Raw genomic sequence first — 21,841 nt, forward strand, 5'->3', positions numbered from 1 at the left:
CAGCGTCGGCGACAACAGCGTGACGCAACCAATCACGATGACGCCCTCGAGCGCGGTGGAGAGTGCGTCGACGAACTCGACTGGCTCAGGTGTGATGGGCCCGATGTTCCCGGATGCCGCCCGGGAGATCGCCCATACGGCGATCACTGCAAGGTTGAAGCCGATTCCTCCCAGCAGGAGGAGACGCGAGGGGCGCAGCAGCAACCAGGCCGCGAACAGCACCTGTACCCATGCAACCAGTACGAAAAAAGTCCCATGTGTCCATGCTTGGGCAAAATGCTCGCTGCTGACCGCGAAGTGGATGCCGCCAGCACCGAGTGAGACAAGCGCAACGAGCCATCGCAGGTACCGGCTGACCCGTTCCGCATCCGCCCGCAGATCAGCGTCTGTCGTCATGCGAGCTGCTCCCTTGCTGAATGCGAAGCTGTGGCGCGATGACGCTAGCCGACCTCCCTGCTTGGCCGCGGGTACGCCCCGGCGTGTTGACGGGATCGTCCAGATGTCACCACCGGGGCGTTCGTTCAAGGACGCTGGCACCGTGCGGGTCGCCACCGCCGTGAAGCGTGCGGGCGGAGGCAAGGTCACCATCGGTGATCCAAAAACCGAGGGCTCCAGGCGCACCCTCCCCGCTCCCGTGATGGAGGCTCTACAGCGCCAGTGGGTCGCTCAGGAGGCGACCCGTATGGAGACCCGAGAGGGACTGTGGCGGGACACCGGGCTCGTGTTCACCTCCGGCTACGGCACCCTGCTCGACCCTAGTGGAGTACGCCGCCGCTTCAAGGCCCTGACCGAGCGGGCCGGTCTCGGTCGTGACTGGCATCCACATCAATTACGCCACTCGGCCGTGAGCCTCCCGTCGGCCGCCGGGGTCCCGCTGGAGCAGATCGCCGACATCATGGGCCACTCCTCCATGGCGATCACCGAGGCGGTCTATCGCAATGTCGAGCCCACCGACCACGACGAGGGCAAGCGGGCGATGGAGGCCCCGTGAGGGTCAGGAGTGACCTTGCCTCCCGGTTGCCTCCCGCAGCTCCCCCGCGGCCTGGAGGGGGCGCTGCGCACCCTTCTGAACTGGTGCTTTGGTGGAGGCGATGGGACTCGAACCCACGAAACCTCTTGACTGCCAGTCAAGCGCTCTACCAACTGAGCTACGCCCCCGAGGCATCACAACCTATCAAGCGGGGGTGCCCCCGAGGCGCCGCCCGGCCGCTGGCCGTGGCCGGATATCGGTGCTTGTCGCCCCGGTCCCCCCGGTACGATCCCAGGTATGGCAGAGGCCTATGACGTCGGCGCCGTCGAGAAGAAGTGGCAGGAGCGCTGGGCCGACGACGGCACCTACGAGGTCAATGCCGATGACCCCCGCCCCGCTGAGTATGTGCTGTGCATGTACCCCTACCCGAGCGGGCCCGCGCACCAGGGGCACATTCGCAACTACACCTTCGGCGACCTCGTCGTGCGTTACCACACGATGCTCGGGCGGGCGGTCCTGTCGCCGATCGGCTTCGACTCCTTCGGTCTGCCGGCCGAGAACGCGGCAATCCGGACGGGGGTGCACCCCCGGGTCTTCACCGAGGCCCGGATCGACGAGCTCAAGGCGAGCCTCAAGGCGCTCGGGGCCGTCTACGACTGGCGTCGGGAGCTGCGCAGTCACGACCCCGAGTACATCCGTTGGAACCAGGTCATCTTCAAGCGCTTCCTCGAGTCGGGCCTCGCCTATCGGGACCGGGCGCCGGTCAACTGGTGCCCCGGATGTCAGACCGTCCTAGCCAACGAGCAGGTGCTCCCTGACGGCACCTGTGAGCGCTCGGGGGACGTGGTCGTCAAGCGCGAGCTGGAGCAGTGGTTCTTCCGCATCACGGCGTACGCTCAAGAGCTGCTGGACGCCCTCGACGACCTCGACTGGCCGGAGCGGGTGAAGGTGATGCAGCGCAACTGGATCGGGCGATCCGAGGGCGCCGAGTTCGACCTGCCGGTCGAGGGTCGTTCGGACCTGTCGGTTCGGGTCTTCACCACACGGCCCGATACGAGCTTCGGCATGACCTATGCGGTGCTGGCGCCGGAGCATCCACTCGTCGACGAGCTGACGGTCGCGGCGCAACGGCCCGCCGTGGACGAGCTGCTGGAGAGGGTGGCCCACAGCACCGAGATCGAGCGGCAGTCGACCGAGGGTGGGCTGGAGAAGCGCGGCGTGTTCACCGGCAGCAGCGTCATCAATCCCTTCACCGGTGAGCCGGTGCCCGTCTATCTGGCTGACTACGTGCTGGCGAGCTACGGCACCGGTGCGATCATGGCCGTTCCTGGTGAGGACCAGCGCGACTGGGAGTTCGCCCAGACCTACGGCCTGCCCATCGTGCGCACCGTGGCGCCCCCCGAGGGGTGGGAGGGAGAGGCGTACACCGGCGATGGGATCACGATCAACAGCGCCTGGCTGGACGGCCTGGGTGTCGACGAGGCGATCGGGGCTGCCATCGAGTGGCTGGAGGCAGAGGGGATCGGCGCGAGGACGATCAACTTTCGCCTGCGCGACTGGTTGGTGAGCCGGCAGCGGTACTGGGGCTGCCCGATCCCGATCATCTACTGCGAGTCGTGCGGCATGGTGGCGGTTCCCGACGACCAGCTGCCCGTGCTCGCCCCGGACGACGTCGAGTTCCGTCCCACCGGGGAATCACCGCTGAGGTACAACGAGGGGTTCCGGTACGTGTCGTGCCCAACGTGTGGCGGGCGGGCCGAGCGGGAGACCGACACCCTGGACACCTTCGTCGACTCGTCGTGGTACTTCCTGCGCTTCTGCGATCCGTGGTCGGTCGACGTGCCGTTCGACCAGGCCCTGGTTCGACACTGGATGCCGGTCGACCAGTACATCGGCGGCATCACACACGCCATCCTCCACCTGCTCTACGCCCGCTTCTACACGAAGGCCCTCGCCGACCTCGGGCTCGTCCCTCCCGGGCTGCGAGAGCCCTTCGCCCGCCTGTTCAACCAGGGAATGATCCGCTTAGGCGGCAGCGCCATGTCCAAGTCCAAGGGCAACGTCGTGGCGCCGTCGCGCTACCTGGAGACGGTCGGGGCCGACTCCCTGCGCTTGTTCCATCTGTTTGCCGGTCCTGCGGTCGACGACGTCGATTGGAGCGCCCAGACCGACGAGATCATCGAGGGGTGCTCGCGGTTCGTGCACAGGGTCTGGCGTCTCGGGATCGGCGAGCTGCCCGGTCCGGAACCGGTTGACCGCGGGCCGACGGACGCGGATCTCGAGGTGCAGCGGGCCACCCACCGTCTCATCGATCGGGTGACCGACGAGTTTGGGCGTTGGTCGTACAACACGGCCGTCGCCGGGTGCATGGAGTTCACCAACACCCTGTACCAGTACGTGCAGTCCGGATCCCGCGCCGCCACGCTGGCCGACGCCGTCGACACCATGCTGCTTCTGCTGGCGCCGATGACGCCGCACGTCACCGCCGAGCTGTGGGAGCGCAGGCGCGGCGGCCACGTGCACGAGCAGCAGTGGCCGCAGGCCGACCCCGAGCTGGTCCGCCGCCAGGCCGTCACCCTCGTCGTGCAGGTCAACGGCAAGGTACGCGCTCGCATCGAGGTCGACCCCGCTATCGATCAGGCCGAGGCCGAGCGCCTCGCGCTGGCCTCTCCGAGGATCCAGGAGCAACTGGCCGGCGCTGCACCGGTCCGGGTCGTGAGCCGCCCGCCCAAGCTGGTCAACCTGGTGACCGCCTCGGGGTAGCGGAGCGGGCCACTGACGCCGGCGTCACTCGCGAGTAACGCCAGGCCGCTGCTGGGGGTCGAACCCCGGTGACCCAAGCTTGTACCTCCGGGCCCGTCCGACCTCGGACGCGCCCCTCGACGCTACCGACCCGGATCGAGCGAGCGACGGCCCGAGGCGGGACCGTGACGTTCGTCGGGTCGGGCGACCCGGAGCAGGTGAGCTGGGCTGAGCTGCACGAGGACGCTCGGGCCGTGGCGGCCAACCTCCAGCGCCGAGGCATCGGCCTCGGTGACCGGGTCGCCCTGCTGGGCCCGACCTCGAGGCCGCTCGTCACGACCATCCAGGCGGTGTGGCTGGCGGGCGCCACGGTGGTGGTCCTCCCACTACCGATGCGGCTGGGATCCGTCGAGGACTTCGTCGCCCAGACCCGGGCCCGGGTGCGCAGCGCCGACATCGGCCTGACGCTGGTCGACCGCGATCTCGCCGCTTTCCTGGATCCAAATCCGGCGGACCCGCCGCTCGTCCTCCTCGACGAGGTGACGGCCGGGCGCGGTCGGGCGGGCGCTGGCGACCTCGAGCAACCCGCCATCGACCCGGCGTCGCTCGCCATCCTCCAGTTCACCAGCGGATCCACCGCCGACCCCAAGGGCGTGATGCTGCCCCACGCCCAGATCGGCGCCAACATCGACGCCATCGGCGACGCCGCCCACCTCGATGTCGAGCGGGACGTGCTCGTCTCCTGGTTGCCCCTGTACCACGACATGGGCCTCATCGGTCTGTTGATGACCCCGATGACGACGGGCGCCGACCTGGTGCTGGGGGCGCCGCAGGACTTCATGGCCGCCCCCGCCCGCTGGATGCAGTGGATGAGCGACTTCGGGGGCACCGTCACCTGCGGCCCCAACTTCGCCTACGCCCTCGCCGCCCGGGCCCTGCGGCGCCAGAGTGGGTGGGACCTCTCGCCCTGGCGGATCGCGCTGAACGGCGCCGAGCCTGTCGACCCAAAGGCGGTGGACGACTTCTGCGCCGCGGGGGCCCCTCACGGTCTCGACCCCAAGTCGATGTTCTGCGTGTTCGGTATGGCGGAGGCGACTCTCGCCGTGACCTTCCCCGAACCGGGGTCAGGGATGACCACCGACATCGTCGACCGACGGGCGCTCGAGCACGAGGGGTCGGCCGCCCCGGTCGCCGAGGCAGACGAACGCGGGCGCCGGCTGGCTCGCCTGGGGCGGCCCCTCCCCGGGCTGGAGGTCCGCATCGTCGAGCCCACGACCGGAAGTGTCCGAGCGGAGCGGGAGGTCGGGGAGCTGGAGGTCCGGGGGACGTCAGTGACGCCCGGCTACTACCGCCACGCCGAGGCGACGGCCGAGGCGTTCCGGGACGACTGGCTACGCACCGGCGACCTGGGCTACCTGGCCGAGGGTGAGCTGGTCGTGTGTGGACGGATAAAGGACGTCATCATCATCGGTGGCCGGAACGTCTACCCGGAGGACATCGAGCGGGCGGTCGGGACCATCCCCGGCGTTCGCCAGGGGAACGTGATCGCGTTCGGCGTCGAGGGGCGGAAGGGCCGGGAGGCCCTCGTGGTGGTGGCCGAGACGAGAGACGACGACGCCCAGGCCATCCGCCAGGCGGTGGCCACGCGAGTGCGCCACGCGGTGGGCCTCAGCCTCGAAGAGGTCGTCCTCGTCAACCCGGGCAGCCTCCCGAAGACGTCCTCGGGCAAGCTGCAGCGGTCGTTGTGCCGCAGCCGCTACCTGGCCGCCGAGCTCGGCGGGGCCTGAACGGCTCACGGCCTCCCGCCGGGCCTCAGGCCCGACCGGGCTGCTTGAACCCGGCCAGGATCCGACGCCACCGGTCGGGCTCGGCCCGGTACGGGGCGTAGAAGGTGATGCGGTCGACGACATCACCGACCCGCGCCGTGATCTGGGCCGGGACGTCCTCGGGCTCGCAGACCACGGCGAAGGTGTGGAGGACCTCGTCGTCGATCAGCTCCGCCATCTTGATCCACTCACCCTGCTTGGAGAGGGTGTTGAGCTCGGTCTGCAGGTCGCCCCAGCCGTGGAGCTCCAGCACGGGACGGTAGGCGGGGGTCGATCCGTAGAAGGCGATCTGGGCGCGGACGCCGCGCGCGGCGTCCGCCATCTCCGCCTCCGTGGTACCGGTCACCACGAAGGCCGGGTACGAGAGCTGGACGTCCTCCCGTGTGCGCCCAGAGGTCGCCAACCCCCGCTCGAGCGCCGGCATCGTCGCCTCTCTCAGGTACCGCTCGGTCGTGAACCCGTGCACGAGCAGGCCGTCGGCAACCTCTCCGGCGACCGTCGTCATCAGCTCGCCCACGGCGGCGAGGAACACCCGCGGCGGCCCGTACCGGTTGGGACCGGGGTTGAAGAACGGCGTCATCAGGGTGTGGGTGTAGAAGTCGCCTTTGAACTCGAGCTTGGTGCCGTCGTTCCAACTGCTCCAGATGGCGCGCATGGCAAGGATCAGCTCGCGCATGCGAGGCGCGGGGTGCGACCACGGCATGCTGAAGCGCTTCTCGATGTGCGGCCTGATCTGGGAGCCCAGACCCAGCATGAACCGCCCCTTGGAGTAGGCCTGGAGGTCGTTGGCCAGGCTGGCGAGGTTCATAGGGTTGCGGGCGAAGGCCACGGCGATGCCGGTGCCGAGCTCCAGGTGCTCGGTGTGCTCGGCCGCCAGCAGCAGGGGCAGGAACGGGTCGTGCCCCGTCTCGGCTGACCAGGCGCCGTCGTAGCCGGCCTGCTCTGTCTCCTTCGCCGACGATCCCGCAGTCTCGAGGTCGACGCCGACCCCACCATCGACACGCATGGGCTCGAAACCTAGCGGGTCGAACGACCGGCCACCATGTCGCAGCCGCGACGCCGTCCGGGGCGGGGCCCCGTCCCCGCCCTCCTCTACCGCTCGCCCCGCAGATAGCGCTCGAGCTCAGCGGCGATCTCGTCGCCGGACGGAAGGGGACCAAGGTTCAGAGGCGTGCCCTCGGCGGCGTCGATGTTGTCCTCGAGCTGGCTGACCATGGCCTTGTGCTCACCGCTCTGGGCGATCAGCTCGTCGACACGGCTACGGGTGACATCAGCCGCGCCGTGGAGCCCCGTCGAGTCCAGGGTGAGGCCAGCCACGCTGGCCAACCCGTCGATCAGGGCGGCGCTGGCGGCGGGATAAGGCATGGCGGACACGTAGTGCGGCACTCGCGCCCACAGGCCGACGGCGGGGATCTCGGTGTCGGCGAACGCCTCCTCCATCGCCGCTTCGATCCCCGCTGGAACCTCCATGGTGCCGGGCACGACCCCGACCTGGGAAGCCAGCTCCGAGTTCGTGGCGGTGGCCGCCAGGCGGATGGGCCGGGTGTGGGGTGCGGCGGCCGGAAACGCCCCCAACCCCACGACGAGGCGGACCCCGAGCTCCTCGGCCAGCTCCACCACACCGGCGACGAAGGGCCGCCAGTGCAGATCGGGCTCGGGCCCCACCAGGAACACCATGTCGTTACCGTTCCGGTCCTCGCCTACGAGGAGCCGGATCTCGGGCCACTTGAGGCCGGCGTTCACGCCGTCGACGATCTGGAGGACTGGTCGGCGGGCGCGCTGGTCGATGAGGTCGTCGCCGTCAAACGTGGCCAGCACCTCGGTGGGAATGGACCCGAGCAGGGCGGCCGTGGCGGAGGCGGCACCGAGCCCGGCGTCGACCCAGCCCTCGAGGCTGACCACGAGCACGGGCCGATCGGGCTGCCGGGAAGATCGTCGCTCATACAGAGCCATAGGCGACCCAGAAGCTTAATTGGGGTTCTACAACCGCTCGGCTGCCGCCTTGGCCGCCTCGGCGAGCTGCAGCACCTGATCGGAAAAGGCGTCGATCCCGCTGCGGTCGCCGCCCATGGCTCCGCCGGCGTAGCGGGCGTGGACGCCCTCGACGATGCAGGCCAGCTTCCAGTAGCCGAAGGCCACGTAGAAGTCGAGCTCGGAGAGGTCTCGCCCGGATCGCTCGCCGTAGCGGGCCCGCATCTCGGCCCGGCTCGGGAAGCCGGGAATGGCCGTCGGTGCAACGCCGAGGGCGGGGTCGGTGTCGCCGGGCTCGGCCCAATAGACCATGAGCAGGCCGACGTCGGCCAGAGGGTCGCCGAGCGTGCAGATCTCCCAGTCGAGCACGGCGCGGCAGCTGCCGTCGTCGCCGAGCATGGTGTTGTCGAGGCGATAGTCGCCGTGGACGATGGCGACCCCCACCTGGTTCGGCACCCGCGCCGCGAGCAGGTCGTGCAGCTCGTCCACCAGGGGCACGGGGCGCCCGGTCCCTTCCTGGGACTGGCGGAACTGGCCGTACCAACGCTTGAGCTGCCGCTCGATGTACCCGTCCCGGCGGGCGAGATCGCCCAGGCCCACCGCATCGACGTCGACGGCGTGAAGGTCGGCGAGCACGTCGACGAGTGACTCGCCGGCGCGGCGGCGACCCGCCTCGTCGAGGACCTTCCCGGCGGTCTCCCCATCCCGGAGGATGTGCCCTGGAACGAAGCCCATCACGTAGAACGGCGCGCCGGTGACGGTCTCGTCTCCGCAGTAGCCGAAGATCGGTGGCACCGGCACTGCAGTCGGCCCCAGGGCGGACACGATGCGATGCTCCCGCCCCATGTCGTGAGCCGTCGGTAGCACGTGGCTGGTCGGCGGCCGCCGGAGCACGAAGTCGTTCCCGGACGAGTCGGTGACCCGGTAGGTCAGGTTCGAACGCCCACCGGCGATCAGCTCGAACGCGAGCGGCGGCGTCGCGCCGGCGATGCTGGCCTCGAACCAGGCAGACACCCTGGCCTCGTCGATCCCCTCCATCGGCGCCAGACGCTACTCCGCCGCGAGCGGGACGGCCGGCGGCGGATGGGGGTCCCCGCCGCCCTGTGTGCGCCAGAACAGGGGAGGGCGGGGATGGGGCCCCGCCCGGGGCGGCGAAGCCGCCAACGGCAGGGCAGGTCCTGACGACGTCCCCAGGTAGTCTCGCAGGCGATGATCGACGTGACCGACGCCAGCTTCGAACAGGACGTGTTGGAACGCTCCGACCAGGTTCCCGTGGTGGTGGATCTGTGGGCGGAGTGGTGTGGTCCGTGCCGGACCCTCGGTCCGATCCTCGAGCGCGTGGTGGGGGACACCGACGGGGCCGTCGAGCTGACCAAGGTCAACGTGGACGAGAACCCGCGGGTCGCCGCCACGTTCCGGGTCCAGTCGATACCCGCGGTGTTCGCCCTGCGGGACCACCAGGTGGTGGACAGCTTCATCGGCGCCCAGCCCGAGGGCGCGGTGCGGGAGTTCGTGAGCCGGCTGGCGCCGTCGGCGAGCGATGCCGACCTTCTCGTCCAGGCCGGAGACGAGGCGTCATTGCGACAGGCGCTGGAGCTCGAGCCCGATCATCCGGGGGCGGTCGTTGCTTTGGCGGAGCTGCTGGTCGCCCAGAGCCAGGCCGACGACGCACTGGAACTGCTCGGACGCATTCCCGAGACGGCCGAGGTGCGCAGGGTCGCAGCCATGGCCCGACTCGGGAACGGGGCGCTGAAGGGCGACAGCGACCTCGAGGGCCGGCTGGACGGGCTGCTCGAGCGGGTGAAGCAGGACGACCAGGCCCGGACGGAGTTCCTGGACCTCCTCGAGGCCATGGGGCCCGGCGATCCCCGCACCACGGAGTACCGCAAGGCCCTCACGGCCCGGCTCTTCTGAGGGGCCCGACGGCCGGGCAGCCACAGCGTCCCGCTAGCTTGCCCGCCGTGCGCCTGCGTCTGGGGGAGCGAAGCTACGACCTGGGTACGAGATGCCTGGTGATGGGCGTCCTGAACCGGACCACCGACTCCTTCTTCGACCGCGGCGCCTACTTCACCAAAGACCGTTTCCTGCGCCGGGCCGACCAGCTCGTCGAGGAGGGGGCCGACATCCTCGATATCGGAGGCGTGAAAGCCGGCCCCGGACCCGAGGTCGGTGTCGAGGAGGAGCTCGAGCGCGTCGTGCCGGCGGTGGCAGCCCTCCGTGAGCGCTTCGACGTCCCGCTGTCGGTCGACACGTGGCGGGCCATCGTCGCCGAGGCGGCCTTCGCCGCCGGCGCCGTCGTCGGGAACGACATCAGCGGCTTCGCCGACCCGGCCTACCTGGATGTGGCGGCGGCCGCCGACGCGAGCGTCGTGGCCACCCACATCCGCCTGGCCCCACGGGTGCCCGATCCCGAGCCGGCTTACGCCGATGTCGTCGGTGAGGTGTGTCAGTTCCTCTCCGAGCGGGCCCACTGGGCGGAGGCGAAAGGGATCGGACCGGAGCGCGTGGTCGTGGACGCCGGCCTGGATCTGGGCAAGACCTGGGAGCAGTCGCTCGTCCTGCTTCGGGCTTCCGACCGGTTGGCCGCGCTCGGGCACCCGCTGTTGCTGTCGGCGTCGCACAAGCCCTTCCTCGGGCGCTTGTGTGACCTGGCCGTCGAGGATCGGGGCTGGGCTTCGTTGGCGGCCGCCGCCCTCGGGGTGACCCTCGGCGCCCGGATCGTGCGGGCCCACGACGTGCGGGGCACCCGCCGAGTCTGCGCCGCCATCGCCGCGGTGCTGGAGGCGGCGTGACCTCGGGCCGCGGCGAGCAGGGGAGCGGGCCCGCCGCGACTCGCGCCCCCGCCTATGTCATAGCTGGGGAGGACCCGTCGCTGATCGGAGAAGCCGCGCGCGAGCTGCTGCGGGACCTGGTCGGCGAGGAGGATCCCGGCCTTGTGGTGGAGGAGCACGGCACCGAGGACGATCCGGACATCGGGTCGATCCTGGACGCCTGCGCCACGCCCCCGTTCCTGGCCAGCCACCGGGTGGTCGTCGTGCGCGATGCCGGTCGGCTGCGGGCCGACCAGGTGGGGTCGCTCCTCTCCTATCTCGACGACGCCCAGCCCACGGCCTCGCTCGTGCTCGTCGCGGGCGGCGGGGCCATCCCGAGCCGTCTGGTCAACGCCGTGCGCCAACGCGGTCAGGTGATCGACGCATCTGCTCCGACCGGGCGCGGCCGGTCCCCGTGGCTGGCGTCGCGCGTGCGCGACAGCGCGGTGCGACTGGACGGACCGGCGACCGCCCTCCTCGGCGAGCACCTCGGGGAGGACCTCGGCCGCCTCTCCGGTGTGCTCGACGCCCTCGCCGCTGCCTACGGGGAGGGAGCCAGCCTCGGACCCGAGGAGGTGGCGCCCTTTCTCGGCGAGGCCGGCGCGGTGGCGCCCTGGGAGCTGACCGACAGCATCGACCGAGGTGACACCGAGGGTGCCCTGGCGGCCCTCCACCGCATGAGCGGAGCCGGCCAGCGTCATCCGCTGGTGCTGATGGCGAGCCTTCATCGGCACTACGCCAACATGCTTCGCCTCGACGGGTCGACCATCACCACCGAGGCGGAGGCCGCTGCCCTGCTGGGGACCCGGACCACCTTCGTGGCCGGGAAGGCGCTCAGGGAAGCCCGGCGTCTCGGTCGCGACGGTGTCGGCCGGGCCATCACCCTGCTCGCCGCCGCCGACCAGGACCTGCGAGGCGCCAGCGCCTGCCCGGCGGATCTGGTGATGGAGATCCTGGTTGCCAGGCTCAGCCGGCTCGGCCCACGCCAGGCCCGCGGTCGGTCTCGGGGCCGGCGCTGAGGCGATCGCGCCGGGCGCTGCCCTCAGCCCTGAGCGGCCTCGTCGCGAATCTCGGCCACGCGCCGGGCCAGACGGGACTTGCGATTGGCCGCCTGGTTGGGGTGGATGATCCCCTTGGCCGCAGCCTTGTCCAGACGCTTGACGGCCTGCCGCAGAGCCTCGCCGCTGTCGTCGGCGCCGGTCTCGACGGCCCTGAGCGCCGTCTTGACCCTCGTCTTCGCCTCGGAACGGACCCCCTTGTTGCGCAGGCGGCGTCGCTCGTTCTGACGATTACGCTTGATCTGGCTCTTGATGTTGGCCATCGGTCTCGGCTCCAGTGGTCCAGCCTCCCGGGCTTGGCCCGGTGCGACTGGTCGGTCGATCGGGCCGAGGTTACCAGCAGCGAGGAATGCAACCGGGCGCCCGGGTCCGGGCGCGGTGGTCCGGACATTCCGCCCCACCCGCGCAGGCAGAGGAGAATGGACCGCCGGCGCCTGATCCCGGAGCCCCGTCGACCGTGACTCAGCACGAACCTTTCCGCAACTTCGCGATCATCAGCCACGTCGATCACGGCAAGTCCACGCTCTCTGACCGGATCCTCGAGCTGACCGGGGCCGTCGATCCGAGGTACATGCGCGAGCAGTACCTCGACTCGATGGATATCGAGCGGGAGCGGGGCATCACCATCAAGGCCCAGAACGTGCGCGTCGAGTGGCGGGGCCACGTCCTCCACCTCATCGACACCCCGGGTCACGTGGACTTCGGCTACGAGGTCAGCCGGAGCCTGGAGGCCTGCGAGGGGGTGGTGCTGCTGGTGGACGCGTCCCAGGGGATCGAGGCCCAGACCCTGGCCAACTGTTACCTGGCCCTGGAGCACGACCTGGAGATCGTCGCCGTGCTCAACAAGATCGATCTGCCGGCGGCCGAGCCGGATCGGTACGCGTCGGAGATCGAGCAGGTCCTGGGACTGCCGAGCGAGAGCATCCTGCGCATGTCGGCCAAGACGGGCGAGGGGGTGGAGGCACTGCTCGATGCCGTCGTCGATCGCATCCCGCCGCCGACCGGCGATCCCGACGCCGAGCTCCAGGCGCTGATCTTCGACTCCTACTACGACCAGTACCGCGGCGTCGTGAGCTCGATACGGGTGGTCAACGGCACCCTGGCGGCCGGAGCTCGCCTGCGCTTCATGCAGGCCGGCGTCACCCACGACGTGGAGGAGATCGGCGTGCGCACGCCGGCGCCGGTGTCGGTGGCCACACTCGGGCCTGGCGAGGTGGGCTACCTCATCGCTGGCATCAAGGACGTGGCCGAAGCCCGCTCGGGTGAGACGGTGACCGAGGTGCGGCGGCCAGCACCGGAGCCCCTGGCCGGCTACCGCGATCCAAAGCCGATGGTGTTCTGCGGGCTCTACCCCGTCGACGGCGACCGGTTCTCCGACCTGCGGGAGGCCCTGGAGCGGCTACGCCTCAACGACGCCAGCTTCACGTACGAGCCGGAGACGTCGGGCGCTCTTGGCTTCGGCTTCCGTTGCGGGTTCCTCGGGCTCCTGCACATGGAGATCGTGCGGGAGCGCCTCGAGCGGGAGTTCGGTCTCGACCTCATCGCCACGGCGCCGTCGGTCGAGTACAGGGCCCATCTCGCCAACGGAACGGTGGTCGACGTCGACAACCCGAGCACCATGCCCGTCCCCACGGCCATCGAGCGGGTGGAGGAGCCGCTTCTCGCCGTGACCATCATCACCCCGAGCGAGTACACGGGCACGGTCATGGACCTGTGCCAGTCCCGGCGGGGCGACATGGTCAAGATGGACTACCTCTCGCCCCAACGCCTCGAGCTCGTCTACCGCATTCCGCTCGCCGAGGTGGTGGTGGACTTCTTCGACCAGCTGAAGAGCCGGACGCGGGGGTACGCCAGCCTGGACTACGAGCCGGCCGGCTACGACGCCTCCAATCTCGTGAAGGTCGACCTTCTCCTCAACGGGGTGCCGGTCGATGCCTTCAGCACGGTGATGCACCGGTCCAAGGCCGACGACTACGGGCGCCGGATGACGGCCAAGCTGCGCGAGCTCATCCCTCGTCAGCTCTTCGACGTGCCGATCCAGGCGGCCATCGGCGGCCGCATCGTGGCGCGCGAAACGGTGAAGGCCAAGCGAAAGGATGTCATCGCCAAGTGCTACGGGGGCGACGTGACCCGCAAGCGCAAGCTGCTCGAGCAGCAGAAGGAAGGCAAGAAGCGGATGAAGAACATCGGGCGCGTCGAGGTGCCGCAAGAGGCGTTCATCTCGGCCCTGCGCCTGAGCGACTAGCGAACCCGGCCCCGGGAGGCGGGAAGGACACCCGGCTCCCGCGGAGGCGAAGCGACCCCCCGTCAGTACCATGGCTGGCGCCATCCGGCGAAGCTGATCGCGCACCCCCCGACCGGCTGCGTCGCCGACAGAAAGCCCCCGAAATGGGTCATCGCATCGGCACTCCCAGCACGGCGAGCAAGGGTTCGTCAGCGCAGACCCACGTTCCCGTCGTGAGCTTGGTGCGGGCCGGATTGGTCGGCGCCGGGCTGGCGGAGATCGGCCTGACGGCCCTCCGGTGGTCCAGGCATCGTCAGACCGCCGGTCGGGGCGGCGAGCTGTGGGAGCTGGCCCAGCCCGAGCTCGACCTCACGATGGTGGTGCCGTACTTCAACCCCGGCTCGCGGCTGAAGGTCACGGTGGAGAGCCTGGTCGAGGTGCTGGTGGAGTCGGGGTTGAGCTTCGAGATCATCACCGTGTCGGACGGCTCCACCGACGGGAGCGCCGACTCGCTGGCGGACATGGCCGGCGACGTCGTCCGGCGCGTCGTCCTCGCCCGGAACTGGGGCAAGGGCCAGGCCCTTCGGGCCGGGATGGCCCTCGGCCGCGGTCGCTACCTCGGCTTCATCGACGCCGACGGCGATCTCCCCGCCGAGCTGCTGCGTCCATTCGTGACGCTGATGCGGCGCCACGAGCCCGACATCCTGCTCGGCAGCAAGCGCCATCCGCAGTCGGCCGTGCACTACCCGCCCCTCCGTCGGGCCTACTCGTGGGGCTACCAGCAGCTCATCCGGCTCCTCTTCCACCTGCGCATCCGGGACACTCAGACCGGCATCAAGCTGGTCAGGCGGGACGTGCTGGCGGCCGTCCTCCCCCATATGGTCGAGAAGCGCTTCGCCTTCGATCTCGAGCTGTTCGTGGTGGCCCGTCGACTGGGCTACCGGCGGTTCATCGAGGCGCCGGTGCGCATCAACGAGCGTTTCACCAGCACCATCTCGCCCCGCGCCGTATTGCTGCTGCTGCTGGACACGCTGGCCATCTTCTACCGGCTGCGGGTGCTGCGCTTCTACGGCGGGACCATCCCCGCTCCCGAGCGGACCGTCCCTTCGGTGGGGACCGTGGGAGAACTGCCGGGGAACGCCCCGCCCGGCCCCGATGGGGTCGCCCCGGACGGGGACCCACGGCGCCAGGGCCAAGTGGGGGACGGGCCGGCAATGGCGGCGCAGCACCGGTACCGGCCTGGCACTCGGTACACTTAAGTGCTAACCGTCCCGGCATCTGGGGCGGCCAGGTCGAGGCCGGCCCGGGAGGCCGGCCCAGGGTGTCGGTGAACCGTTGGACGAACGCAAGGCTTCCATACTCCGGGCAGTGGTCTCCGAGTACATCGAGACGGCCCAGCCCGTCGGCTCGGCCCACGTGACGCGGGCGCCCGAGGTCGGCGTGTCCGCGGCCACGATCCGCAACGAGATGGTCGCCCTCGAGCACGAGGGCTACCTCACCCAGCCCCACACGAGCGCGGGGCGGATCCCGACCGACAAGGGCTACCGGTACTTCGTCGATCAGCTGAGCGGACCGGGTCCCCTCGATCCCACCCGCCAGCACCAGGTGCGGAGGTTCTTCGCCCAGGCTCACGGCGAGTTGGAGCAGATGCTCCACGACACCTCGAAGCTGCTCTCCCAGGTGACCGACTACGCCGCTGTCGTCGTGAGCCCCGGCCCCGAGGCCGCGGTGATCCGCTCGGTCCAGCTGGTGGGGCTGGCGGGGCGTGCGGCGCTGCTCGTCGTCGTGCTCTCCAACGGGGCGGTGGAGAAGCGCTCGCTCGAGGTGGACGACTCCGCCGGCCCCGAGCGACTGGCCTCTGCCACCGCGCACCTCGGCGCCCACCTGGTGGGGAAGTCGCTGGGAGAGGTGGAGCTGCCCGTCGCCACTGGTGACCAGGCGACGGATGCGGTCGTCGATGCGAGCGTGATCGCCCTCACCTCTCCCGAACACAGCGAGGAGCCCGAGCACGTCTACGTGGGCGGCGCGTCCCGGATGGCCACCGCCTTCGAGGCGGTGGAGACCGTGCGGGGGGTGCTCGGCATCCTGGAGCAGCAGTACGTCGTGGTCAGCATGCTGCGCGACGTCCTCGATCGCGGCCTGTCGGTGGCCATCGGCATCGAGCACGGCGTGGTTCCCTTGGCCGAATGTGCCGTCGTCGTGGCACCGTATGGTGGGGCAGGCGAGGACGCCGGCACCATCGGTGTGCTCGGCCCCACCCGCATGAATTACCCCCAGGCCCTGGCTGCCGTCGCCGTTGTCAGTCGACAGCTCGGGCGCCGCCTCAACGAGGGATAGCTCCGCTTGCCGACTGACTTCTACCAACTGCTCGAGATCGACCGCAACGCCACTGATGACGACATCAGGCGGTCGTACCGTCGCCTGGCCCGGGAGCTCCACCCGGACGCGAACGGCGGTGACCCGCATGCCGAAGAGCGCTTCAAGGAGGTGACGGTCGCCTACGAGACCCTGCGCGACCCCGAGCGCCGTCGCCGTTACGACATGTTCGGCCAAGACGGGGCGCGCGGGGCCGGACAGAACGATCCCAACGCCTTCTTTGGCGGGGGCCTCGGCGACATCTTCGACGCCTTCTTCGGCCAGCAGAGCCCATTCGGCGGGGGAGCTGGCGGTGGTCAAACGGGGCCGGTGCAGGGCGCCGACCTCGAGGTGGTCCTCGAGCTGACCTTCGAGGAGGCCGTGTTCGGCGCGCAGCGCGAAGTCGGCTTGAAGGCCCCCGTGACGTGCTCGACCTGCGAGGGCAGCGGCGCCAGCCCCGGCACCTCGCCGACGGTCTGCCCCGAGTGCCGCGGCGCAGGCGAGGTCCGTCGCGTGCGGCAGTCCATCCTGGGCCAGATGGTGACGTCGGCCCCTTGCTCGCGCTGCCGGGGCCTGGGACGGATCATCACCGACCCGTGCCGAGACTGCCGAGGCGAGGGGCGGCGGACCGAGCAGCGGACCTACACCGTCGACGTGCCGGCGGGGGTGGACCACGGCTCGACCCTGCGTCTCACCAGCCGGGGCGCGGCCGGGCCCCGCGGGGGGCCGGCCGGCGACCTCTATGTGCACCTGTCGGTCGGTGCGCATCAGCGCTTCCGCCGGGATGGGTACGACCTCACGAACGAGCTCCACCTGCCGATGAGCCAGGCCGCGCTCGGAGCCCACGTCGAGTTCGAGACCCTCGACGGCACCGAGGACCTGGTCATCCCGGCCGGGACGCAGACGGGCCGCGTGTTCCGCTTGCGCGGACGGGGCGTGCCCCATGTCAACAGCAGAGGTCGGGGCGACGTCGTGGTCGAGGTGGTGGTCGACACGCCGACGGCGATGACCGAGGGGCAGGAGGAGTTGCTTCGACAGCTTGCCGTCGAGCGCGGCGAAGAGGTGGCTCCCATCGAGTCCGGCGTGTTCTCGAGGATCCGCTCGGCGTTCAAGTAGCAGCGGTGTCGGTCGCCCACGTCTTCGTGGCCGACCTCGAGGTGCCAGAGCTGGACGAGCCCGATCAGCACCACCTCTCACGCGCGCTGCGCCTGCGCCCGGGAGAGGAGGTGACGGCGTCGGACGGGGCCGGCCGATGGCGCCGCTGTCGGTACGCGACGGGCCGACCCGGCGGGGGCGTCTCCAGCGCCGCCTTGGAGCCCGAGGGACCGGTGATCTCGGAAACACCGCCTCGGCCGGCTGTCGGCATCGGTTTCGTGGTCACCAAAGGTTCGCGGCCGGAATGGGTGGTGCAGAAATTGACCGAGGTGGGAGTCGATCGGATCGTCCCACTCTCGTCGTCGCGCTCCGTCGTGCGCTGGGACACCTCTCGCGCCGACCGCAACGTCGAGCGCCTCCGCCGGGTCGCACGGGAGGCGGCGATGCAGTCACGCCGCAACCGCCTGCCCGAGGTCACCGATGTCGTGTCCTTCGCCGAGGTGGCAGTCGGCGGCGCGGCGCTTGCCGAGGCGGGTGGCGCCGCTCCGTCGCTCGAGCGACCGTTCGTCCTGGTGGGCCCCGAAGGGGGCTGGGACCGCGCCGAGCTGGCCTGCGGCCTCCCTCTCGTTGGCCTGGGGCCCACGGTGCTCCGGGCGGAGACGGCGGCGGTGGCGGCCGGGGTGCTGCTGTGCGCCCTCAGGACGGGGCTGGTCTCCTGACGACGCTCAGGGCTGACCAGCGGGCGGAGGTGTCGGCAGCTCGAAGACCTGGCCCGGAAAGACGAGGTCGGGATCGTCGCCGTGGGCGAGGCGGACGCGGTTGACGGCGATGAGCTCGGTCCAGTAGTCGTCCACGTCGGCGTCGGAGGGCGCCCGACCCCAGGCGCGGGCCAGCGTCGCCTCCGCCACCGACCAGAGGTTGTCGCCCGATCGGATGACCCAGGTCGCCGGCGCCGATGTCGGTGACGGCGCTGCCGCTGGTGGCGCTGGCGGGGACGGCTCGGTTGTCGGCGGCGGCCGGGGTGCGCCGCCGATGGCAGCGGCGCCGCGATCGGGCGTCGCCTGGCGCGCCGGCAGCGACGACGCGGTGCCGGCAGGAGATGCCGCGGCGCTCGTGCTCGGGGGGCCGGAGGGCAGTCGGCGCATGATCGGCGTCAGCGTTGCTGGTCCCGTCCCCACGCCGGGTGTGGCCCAGGCTGCCGCCTGGGTCGTGGTGACCGCGGCCGCCATGGTCAGGCCGGCGGCACCCTGGACCAGCCGCCGAACCACGTGGGGGCTGATTGCATCCACCGCGGCCGACCACCGGGCCTGACCGACGATCCGGGCCACGAGACCGGCGATAGTGGTCGCCAGCAGGTATCCCGCCAACCCCAGGGCACCCAGGCGGAGCGCACAGAAGGCCAGCGTGACCCCCGGTCGTTGGTCGAGCCAACCGGCCAGGGCGCCGGGTCGGGTGACGGGCGGGGCGGCCAGTGGGCCCCGCCCGAGCGCGTGCAGCGCGGCCATGGCGAGCACGAGGAGCACCACCCAGCCGGCCAGGAGGACCGAGCGGGCAGCTCGGTTGCCAGCTCGTAGGTTATCTCTTTGTATCATCAAATGGCATCATAGAACATGAGATAGTCGAGGCACTGAACCGCATGTAGAGAGTTGAAACACATCGAGACCCCGCCGTATGCTCCCGCCACATCCAGCTGGGAGGCATCGCTGCCATGGTCACGATCGAGCGCAGGCCGGCCGGCCAGGCTGGCGACGGGGCCCGCGCCGCCGATCGAGGGGCCGCCGCCGATGGCGCTCGTCCGCTCCGCCGTCGCCGGCCGTTGCCCGGGGGAAGAGCGGTCGTCGGCGGATTCCTGGTCATCGCCGCGGCGGTGGGGATCTTCGCCGCCTACACGGGCGCCACGAAGCAGGACGGCGTCTCCTATGTCGTGGCCCGGCACACCCTCACAGTGGGCCAGCGCATCACGTCGGCCGACCTGGCCACGGCGGCGATGGTCCTGCCATTGACGATCGGCAGTCAGCTCGCCTTTCGAGATCCCGGTCGCCTCGTGGGAGCCCTGGTGGTGGGACCCGTTCACTCGGGCGAGCTGATCGAGGCCAGCTCGGTCGTGGCTGGCGTCGACGCCACTGGCGACCGTCAGCTCTCCTTCCCGATCGCCGCAGATCGCGCTGTCGACGGGACGCTCCAGGCGGGCGACCTGGTCGACGTCCTCGCAACCTATGGCAGCGGCGCGGACGCCACCACGGTCGCCGTGGTCCATCAGGCCACTGTCGTCGCCCGCAGCGACGCTGCCTCAACTCTCGATCCTGCGGGCGGCGCCAGCGAGACCATCACGCTCGGGTTGTCCCGGTCGATCGACAGCCTGGCCGTCGCCCATGCGGTGAACGCCGGCCAGGTGATGCTCGTCCGCTCGACCGGCGCAGGCAGCGCCACCGACAGCGGGACGTACCGCAATCCATCGAGTACTGCGGGCAGCTGACAGACGCACCCCACAGGGCCAGACCCGAGCCGCACAGGAGCGACGTGGACGGCGTGCGGGACCGAGAACGGGTCCGTATGACTCCGTTGGCGCGATTGCTCCGGCCAGTATCTATCCGGCCGGCGGAAGGAAGAGGCACGTCGCTCGCAGCTCGATACTGGCGCGGGCCGGTTTCCCCACCGCGACCTGTGGGTCGCGAAAGGCCGAGTGGGGGGTGAAGTAGGTCGTGCCGTCGCGAACCAGATCAGTATCGTAGGTTCGGAACGCGATCACCTCGTCGGCCGCCAGCTCTGGGAAGGCGTACCACGCGTGGCGGGAAGGGTCGTCGGGCGCGACCACGCCTAGCGCATCAAAGTTCGACCCGCTCCCGGCGTAGTCGTTCACATTGAAGGCGCGGCTCTCCGCTGGTGAGATCGTGCGGGCATCACAGAACGCGAGCGGATAGTCCATCTTGGCCGGGCCAAGATTCCGCCAGAACTGGAGGATGACGATGCGATCTGCACTCGAGACCGTCGTCTCGGTACATCCATGGCGCGCCAGGGTCGCCGATACGTCGTTCGAGGACCGGTAGGACTGCCGGATGTTCTCGGCATGGCCAGCGGCGAAGTCCGAGTGCACGAAGGTGATAGGTGAGAGCTGGTGATGGCGCTTCGCGTCGTCCGGACTGCGCTTGATGTGACCAGATACAAGTGCGACGTTGGCATTGGTCATGTTGCGCGCCAAGTCCTCGATCTCCCCATAGTGCACTGATGCGATCTCGACATCATCCGTCCACTCGCTGACCGCCGAGGAATGGTGTACGAGCTCGAACCCACACGCCTGCCAGCCCGGCAGGTCGGCCACTCGCCCGTCGAGGATCTCCACCTCAGTCTGGCTCTCACCGGACCTCGGCGGTCCGCTCCCCGGTACGTAGTTGAGGGTCGTGCGACAGAACGTTCTCATGCCTGAAGCCTCATCTGTGGGTCCCCCCCTCGATCGAGGCAGGGTGCTCATGCCGCCCGGATCCTAACGGTCTGTGGCTAGCCAGGCTGGTGCGGACCTGCTTGTGCATACCGTCGTGCGGCGCAAACGAGCTGACCGGAGAGCCCGCCGCCGCTGGGCTATCACCTTTGACCGGGCGTCGCTGAGCGGGCGCTCCGGCGGTCAGACGGCCGTGCGGCCGCCGTCGGCGGCGAGGACGGCGCCGGTCACGTAGCTGGCCTTCGGCGAAGCGAGGAACGCCACCATAGGGGCGATCTCATCGGGCTGGGCGGCGCGGGCCAGCGGGGTGGTGGCCCCGAGGGCCTCGATGCGATCCGGGGTGGCACCGCCGGTGAAGACGGGTCCGGGGGCGATGGCATTGACCCGGACCCCAGCGGGACTGAACTCGGCCGCCCACGAACGGGTCATCGACGCCAATGTCGCCTTGGTGGCGCCGTAGGCGGCGGCACCAGCGAGGCCGATCTGGCCGGCCATGCTCCCGACGTTGACGATGCTGCCACCTCCTCGGGCCGCCATCTTCGGAGCCAGGCCGGCGACGAGGAAGTACGGTGCTCGCACGTTGGCGCCGAAGAGTCGGTCAAATGTCGCGACGTCGAGCTGTGCCGTCGGCCCGTACCAGGAGAAGCCGGCGTTGTTGATCAGCACATCGACAGCGCCGAGTTGCCGAACCAGATCATCCAGCTCGGCGGGACGGCTGAGATCCGCGGCGACGAAGCGGGCCTTGCCACCATCGGCGGAAATGGCGTCGACCACCTCCCCGCCACGGTCGGCGTTGCGCCCGTGCACCACGACCTCAGCCCCGTGCTGGGCCAATTCTTCGGCTACCGCTCGGCCGATGCCCGAGGTGGCACCAGTGACGAGAGCGAGCAGGCCTTCGAGGTCTCGCTGATCGACTGCTGGAAGCTTGCCGTACGACGAGCTGTGCCGCTGCCAAGTCATCTCGGGCGCCGACGGTGTGCTGTTGGGCCGTGGGCCCGCGGGCGACGGGAAAGGAGTGGCCCTCAGGACAGATCCTGACGAGCCCGCGTCGGACCGCATGGAGAGAGTTGAAAGACAACGGCAGCCCGCCGTATGCTCCCAGTGCGCCGGAGCTCGAACGAGATCGGTGAACCACCACGTGTCTGGGGAGGAGTCTGGTGCAATCGTGAGGGTCGGCAAACGAGCGGCGAGGGTCACGCTTGCTGTTGTCGACCTGACGCTGCCGGCGGGCGGCTGATGGCCGACGACCGGTACGTCATCCTCGGACTCGCTCATCCCCGGGCGTTGTGGTTCCGCACGGTCGCCCAGTGGGCGCATGCCTCCTCGATTCCCGTAGAACTGGTCAAGTGTCTGT

The 21,841-nt window shown here is 70.1% G+C and carries 20 protein-coding genes and 1 tRNA gene; 12 read left to right on the forward strand and 9 right to left on the reverse strand.

What is annotated here, in order from left to right:
- Positions 1–396: hypothetical protein (locus VGF64_00170; GenBank protein ID HEY1633144.1), on the reverse strand; the 396-nt coding region annotated here is incomplete at its 3' end.
- Between the two features lie 103 nt (positions 397–499).
- On the opposite strand from VGF64_00170, the gene VGF64_00175 reads away from it, so the two are divergent.
- Positions 500–991 carry a site-specific integrase gene (locus VGF64_00175; GenBank protein HEY1633145.1) on the forward strand — a complete coding sequence of 164 codons (492 nt, stop codon included), beginning with the start codon at positions 500–502 and terminating at the stop codon, positions 989–991.
- Between the two features lie 89 nt (positions 992–1,080).
- Here VGF64_00175 and VGF64_00180 read toward each other — a convergent pair.
- Positions 1,081–1,158: transfer RNA gene (locus VGF64_00180), tRNA-Ala, on the reverse strand.
- Positions 1,159–1,267: 109 nt separating this feature from the next.
- Between VGF64_00180 and leuS the strand changes: the two genes are divergently transcribed.
- Both leuS and VGF64_00190 read left to right on the forward strand, forming a co-directional pair.
- Positions 1,268–3,733, forward strand: coding sequence for a leucine--tRNA ligase (gene leuS / locus VGF64_00185; protein ID HEY1633146.1), 2,466 nt, complete (start codon positions 1,268–1,270; stop codon positions 3,731–3,733).
- A 68-nt stretch (positions 3,734–3,801) separates the two neighbouring features.
- Complete coding sequence (locus VGF64_00190; GenBank protein ID HEY1633147.1) at positions 3,802–5,499, forward strand: fatty acyl-AMP ligase; 1,698 nt, start codon at positions 3,802–3,804, stop codon at positions 5,497–5,499.
- Positions 5,500–5,524: 25 nt separating this feature from the next.
- Here VGF64_00190 and VGF64_00195 read toward each other — a convergent pair whose 3' ends face one another.
- From VGF64_00195 to VGF64_00205, 3 genes are all read right to left on the reverse strand, one after another.
- Complete coding sequence (locus VGF64_00195) at positions 5,525–6,544, reverse strand: LLM class F420-dependent oxidoreductase (protein HEY1633148.1); 1,020 nt, start codon at positions 6,542–6,544, stop codon at positions 5,525–5,527.
- 86 nt (positions 6,545–6,630) lie between these two features.
- A complete protein-coding gene (locus VGF64_00200) occupies positions 6,631–7,446 on the reverse strand; it encodes a PAC2 family protein (protein HEY1633149.1) in 816 nt (271 codons plus the stop codon).
- 72 nt (positions 7,447–7,518) lie between these two features.
- Entirely contained in the window at positions 7,519–8,547 is a 1,029-nt protein-coding gene (locus tag VGF64_00205; GenBank protein HEY1633150.1) for a phosphotransferase family protein, read from the reverse strand.
- Positions 8,548–8,718: 171 nt separating this feature from the next.
- Here VGF64_00205 and VGF64_00210 point away from each other — a divergent pair, with 171 nt between their 5' ends.
- Genes VGF64_00210 through holA form a run of 3 tightly spaced genes read left to right on the forward strand, consistent with a single transcriptional unit; the run spans position 8,719 to position 11,338 of the window.
- Complete coding sequence (locus VGF64_00210) at positions 8,719–9,423, forward strand: tetratricopeptide repeat protein (GenBank protein HEY1633151.1); 705 nt, start codon at positions 8,719–8,721, stop codon at positions 9,421–9,423.
- A gap of 47 nt (positions 9,424–9,470) precedes the next feature.
- On the forward strand, positions 9,471–10,301 hold the full coding sequence (gene folP, locus VGF64_00215) for a dihydropteroate synthase (protein HEY1633152.1): 831 nt from the start codon (positions 9,471–9,473) through the stop codon (positions 10,299–10,301).
- Positions 10,298–11,338 (forward strand): DNA polymerase III subunit delta, encoded by a 1,041-nt coding sequence (gene holA / locus VGF64_00220; GenBank protein ID HEY1633153.1) that lies wholly within the window; start codon positions 10,298–10,300, stop codon positions 11,336–11,338. Before folP ends, holA begins: the two co-directional genes overlap by 4 nt.
- 23 nt (positions 11,339–11,361) lie before the next feature.
- Here holA and rpsT read toward each other — a convergent pair whose 3' ends face one another.
- Positions 11,362–11,640: a 30S ribosomal protein S20 gene (rpsT, locus tag VGF64_00225; protein ID HEY1633154.1), complete on the reverse strand. Its 279-nt coding sequence runs from the start codon at positions 11,638–11,640 to the stop codon at positions 11,362–11,364.
- 194 nt (positions 11,641–11,834) lie between these two features.
- Here rpsT and lepA point away from each other — a divergent pair, with 194 nt between their 5' ends.
- The 5 genes from lepA to VGF64_00250 all read left to right on the forward strand — a co-directional run bounded on the left by lepA (position 11,835) and on the right by VGF64_00250 (position 17,770).
- Complete coding sequence (gene lepA, locus VGF64_00230; GenBank protein ID HEY1633155.1) at positions 11,835–13,622, forward strand: translation elongation factor 4; 1,788 nt, start codon at positions 11,835–11,837, stop codon at positions 13,620–13,622.
- Between the two features lie 212 nt (positions 13,623–13,834).
- Positions 13,835–14,860: a glycosyltransferase gene (locus tag VGF64_00235; protein HEY1633156.1), complete on the forward strand. Its 1,026-nt coding sequence runs from the start codon at positions 13,835–13,837 to the stop codon at positions 14,858–14,860.
- A gap of 76 nt (positions 14,861–14,936) precedes the next feature.
- On the forward strand, positions 14,937–15,938 hold the full coding sequence (hrcA, locus tag VGF64_00240; GenBank protein ID HEY1633157.1) for a heat-inducible transcriptional repressor HrcA: 1,002 nt from the start codon (positions 14,937–14,939) through the stop codon (positions 15,936–15,938).
- Positions 15,939–15,944: 6 nt separating this feature from the next.
- Positions 15,945–17,072, forward strand: coding sequence for a molecular chaperone DnaJ (gene dnaJ / locus VGF64_00245; protein ID HEY1633158.1), 1,128 nt, complete (start codon positions 15,945–15,947; stop codon positions 17,070–17,072).
- 5 nt (positions 17,073–17,077) lie between these two features.
- A complete protein-coding gene (locus VGF64_00250) occupies positions 17,078–17,770 on the forward strand; it encodes an RsmE family RNA methyltransferase (protein ID HEY1633159.1) in 693 nt (230 codons plus the stop codon).
- A gap of 6 nt (positions 17,771–17,776) precedes the next feature.
- Here the strand turns inward: VGF64_00250 and VGF64_00255 are convergent, their stop codons facing one another.
- Entirely contained in the window at positions 17,777–18,643 is an 867-nt protein-coding gene (locus VGF64_00255; GenBank protein ID HEY1633160.1) for a hypothetical protein, read from the reverse strand.
- A gap of 116 nt (positions 18,644–18,759) precedes the next feature.
- Here VGF64_00255 and VGF64_00260 point away from each other — a divergent pair, with 116 nt between their 5' ends.
- Positions 18,760–19,527 carry an SAF domain-containing protein gene (locus VGF64_00260; protein ID HEY1633161.1) on the forward strand — a complete coding sequence of 256 codons (768 nt, stop codon included), beginning with the start codon at positions 18,760–18,762 and terminating at the stop codon, positions 19,525–19,527.
- A 111-nt stretch (positions 19,528–19,638) separates the two neighbouring features.
- On the opposite strand, the gene VGF64_00265 is transcribed toward VGF64_00260, so the two are convergent.
- Both VGF64_00265 and VGF64_00270 read right to left on the reverse strand, forming a co-directional pair.
- Entirely contained in the window at positions 19,639–20,469 is an 831-nt protein-coding gene (locus tag VGF64_00265) for a CmcJ/NvfI family oxidoreductase (GenBank protein ID HEY1633162.1), read from the reverse strand.
- A 201-nt stretch (positions 20,470–20,670) separates the two neighbouring features.
- Positions 20,671–21,447 (reverse strand): glucose 1-dehydrogenase, encoded by a 777-nt coding sequence (locus VGF64_00270; GenBank protein HEY1633163.1) that lies wholly within the window; start codon positions 21,445–21,447, stop codon positions 20,671–20,673.
- Positions 21,448–21,841 lie beyond the last annotated feature (394 nt).

The sequence above is a fragment of the Acidimicrobiales bacterium genome, from assembly GCA_036491125.1.
Lineage (GTDB): Bacteria > Actinomycetota > Acidimicrobiia > Acidimicrobiales > AC-9 > AC-9.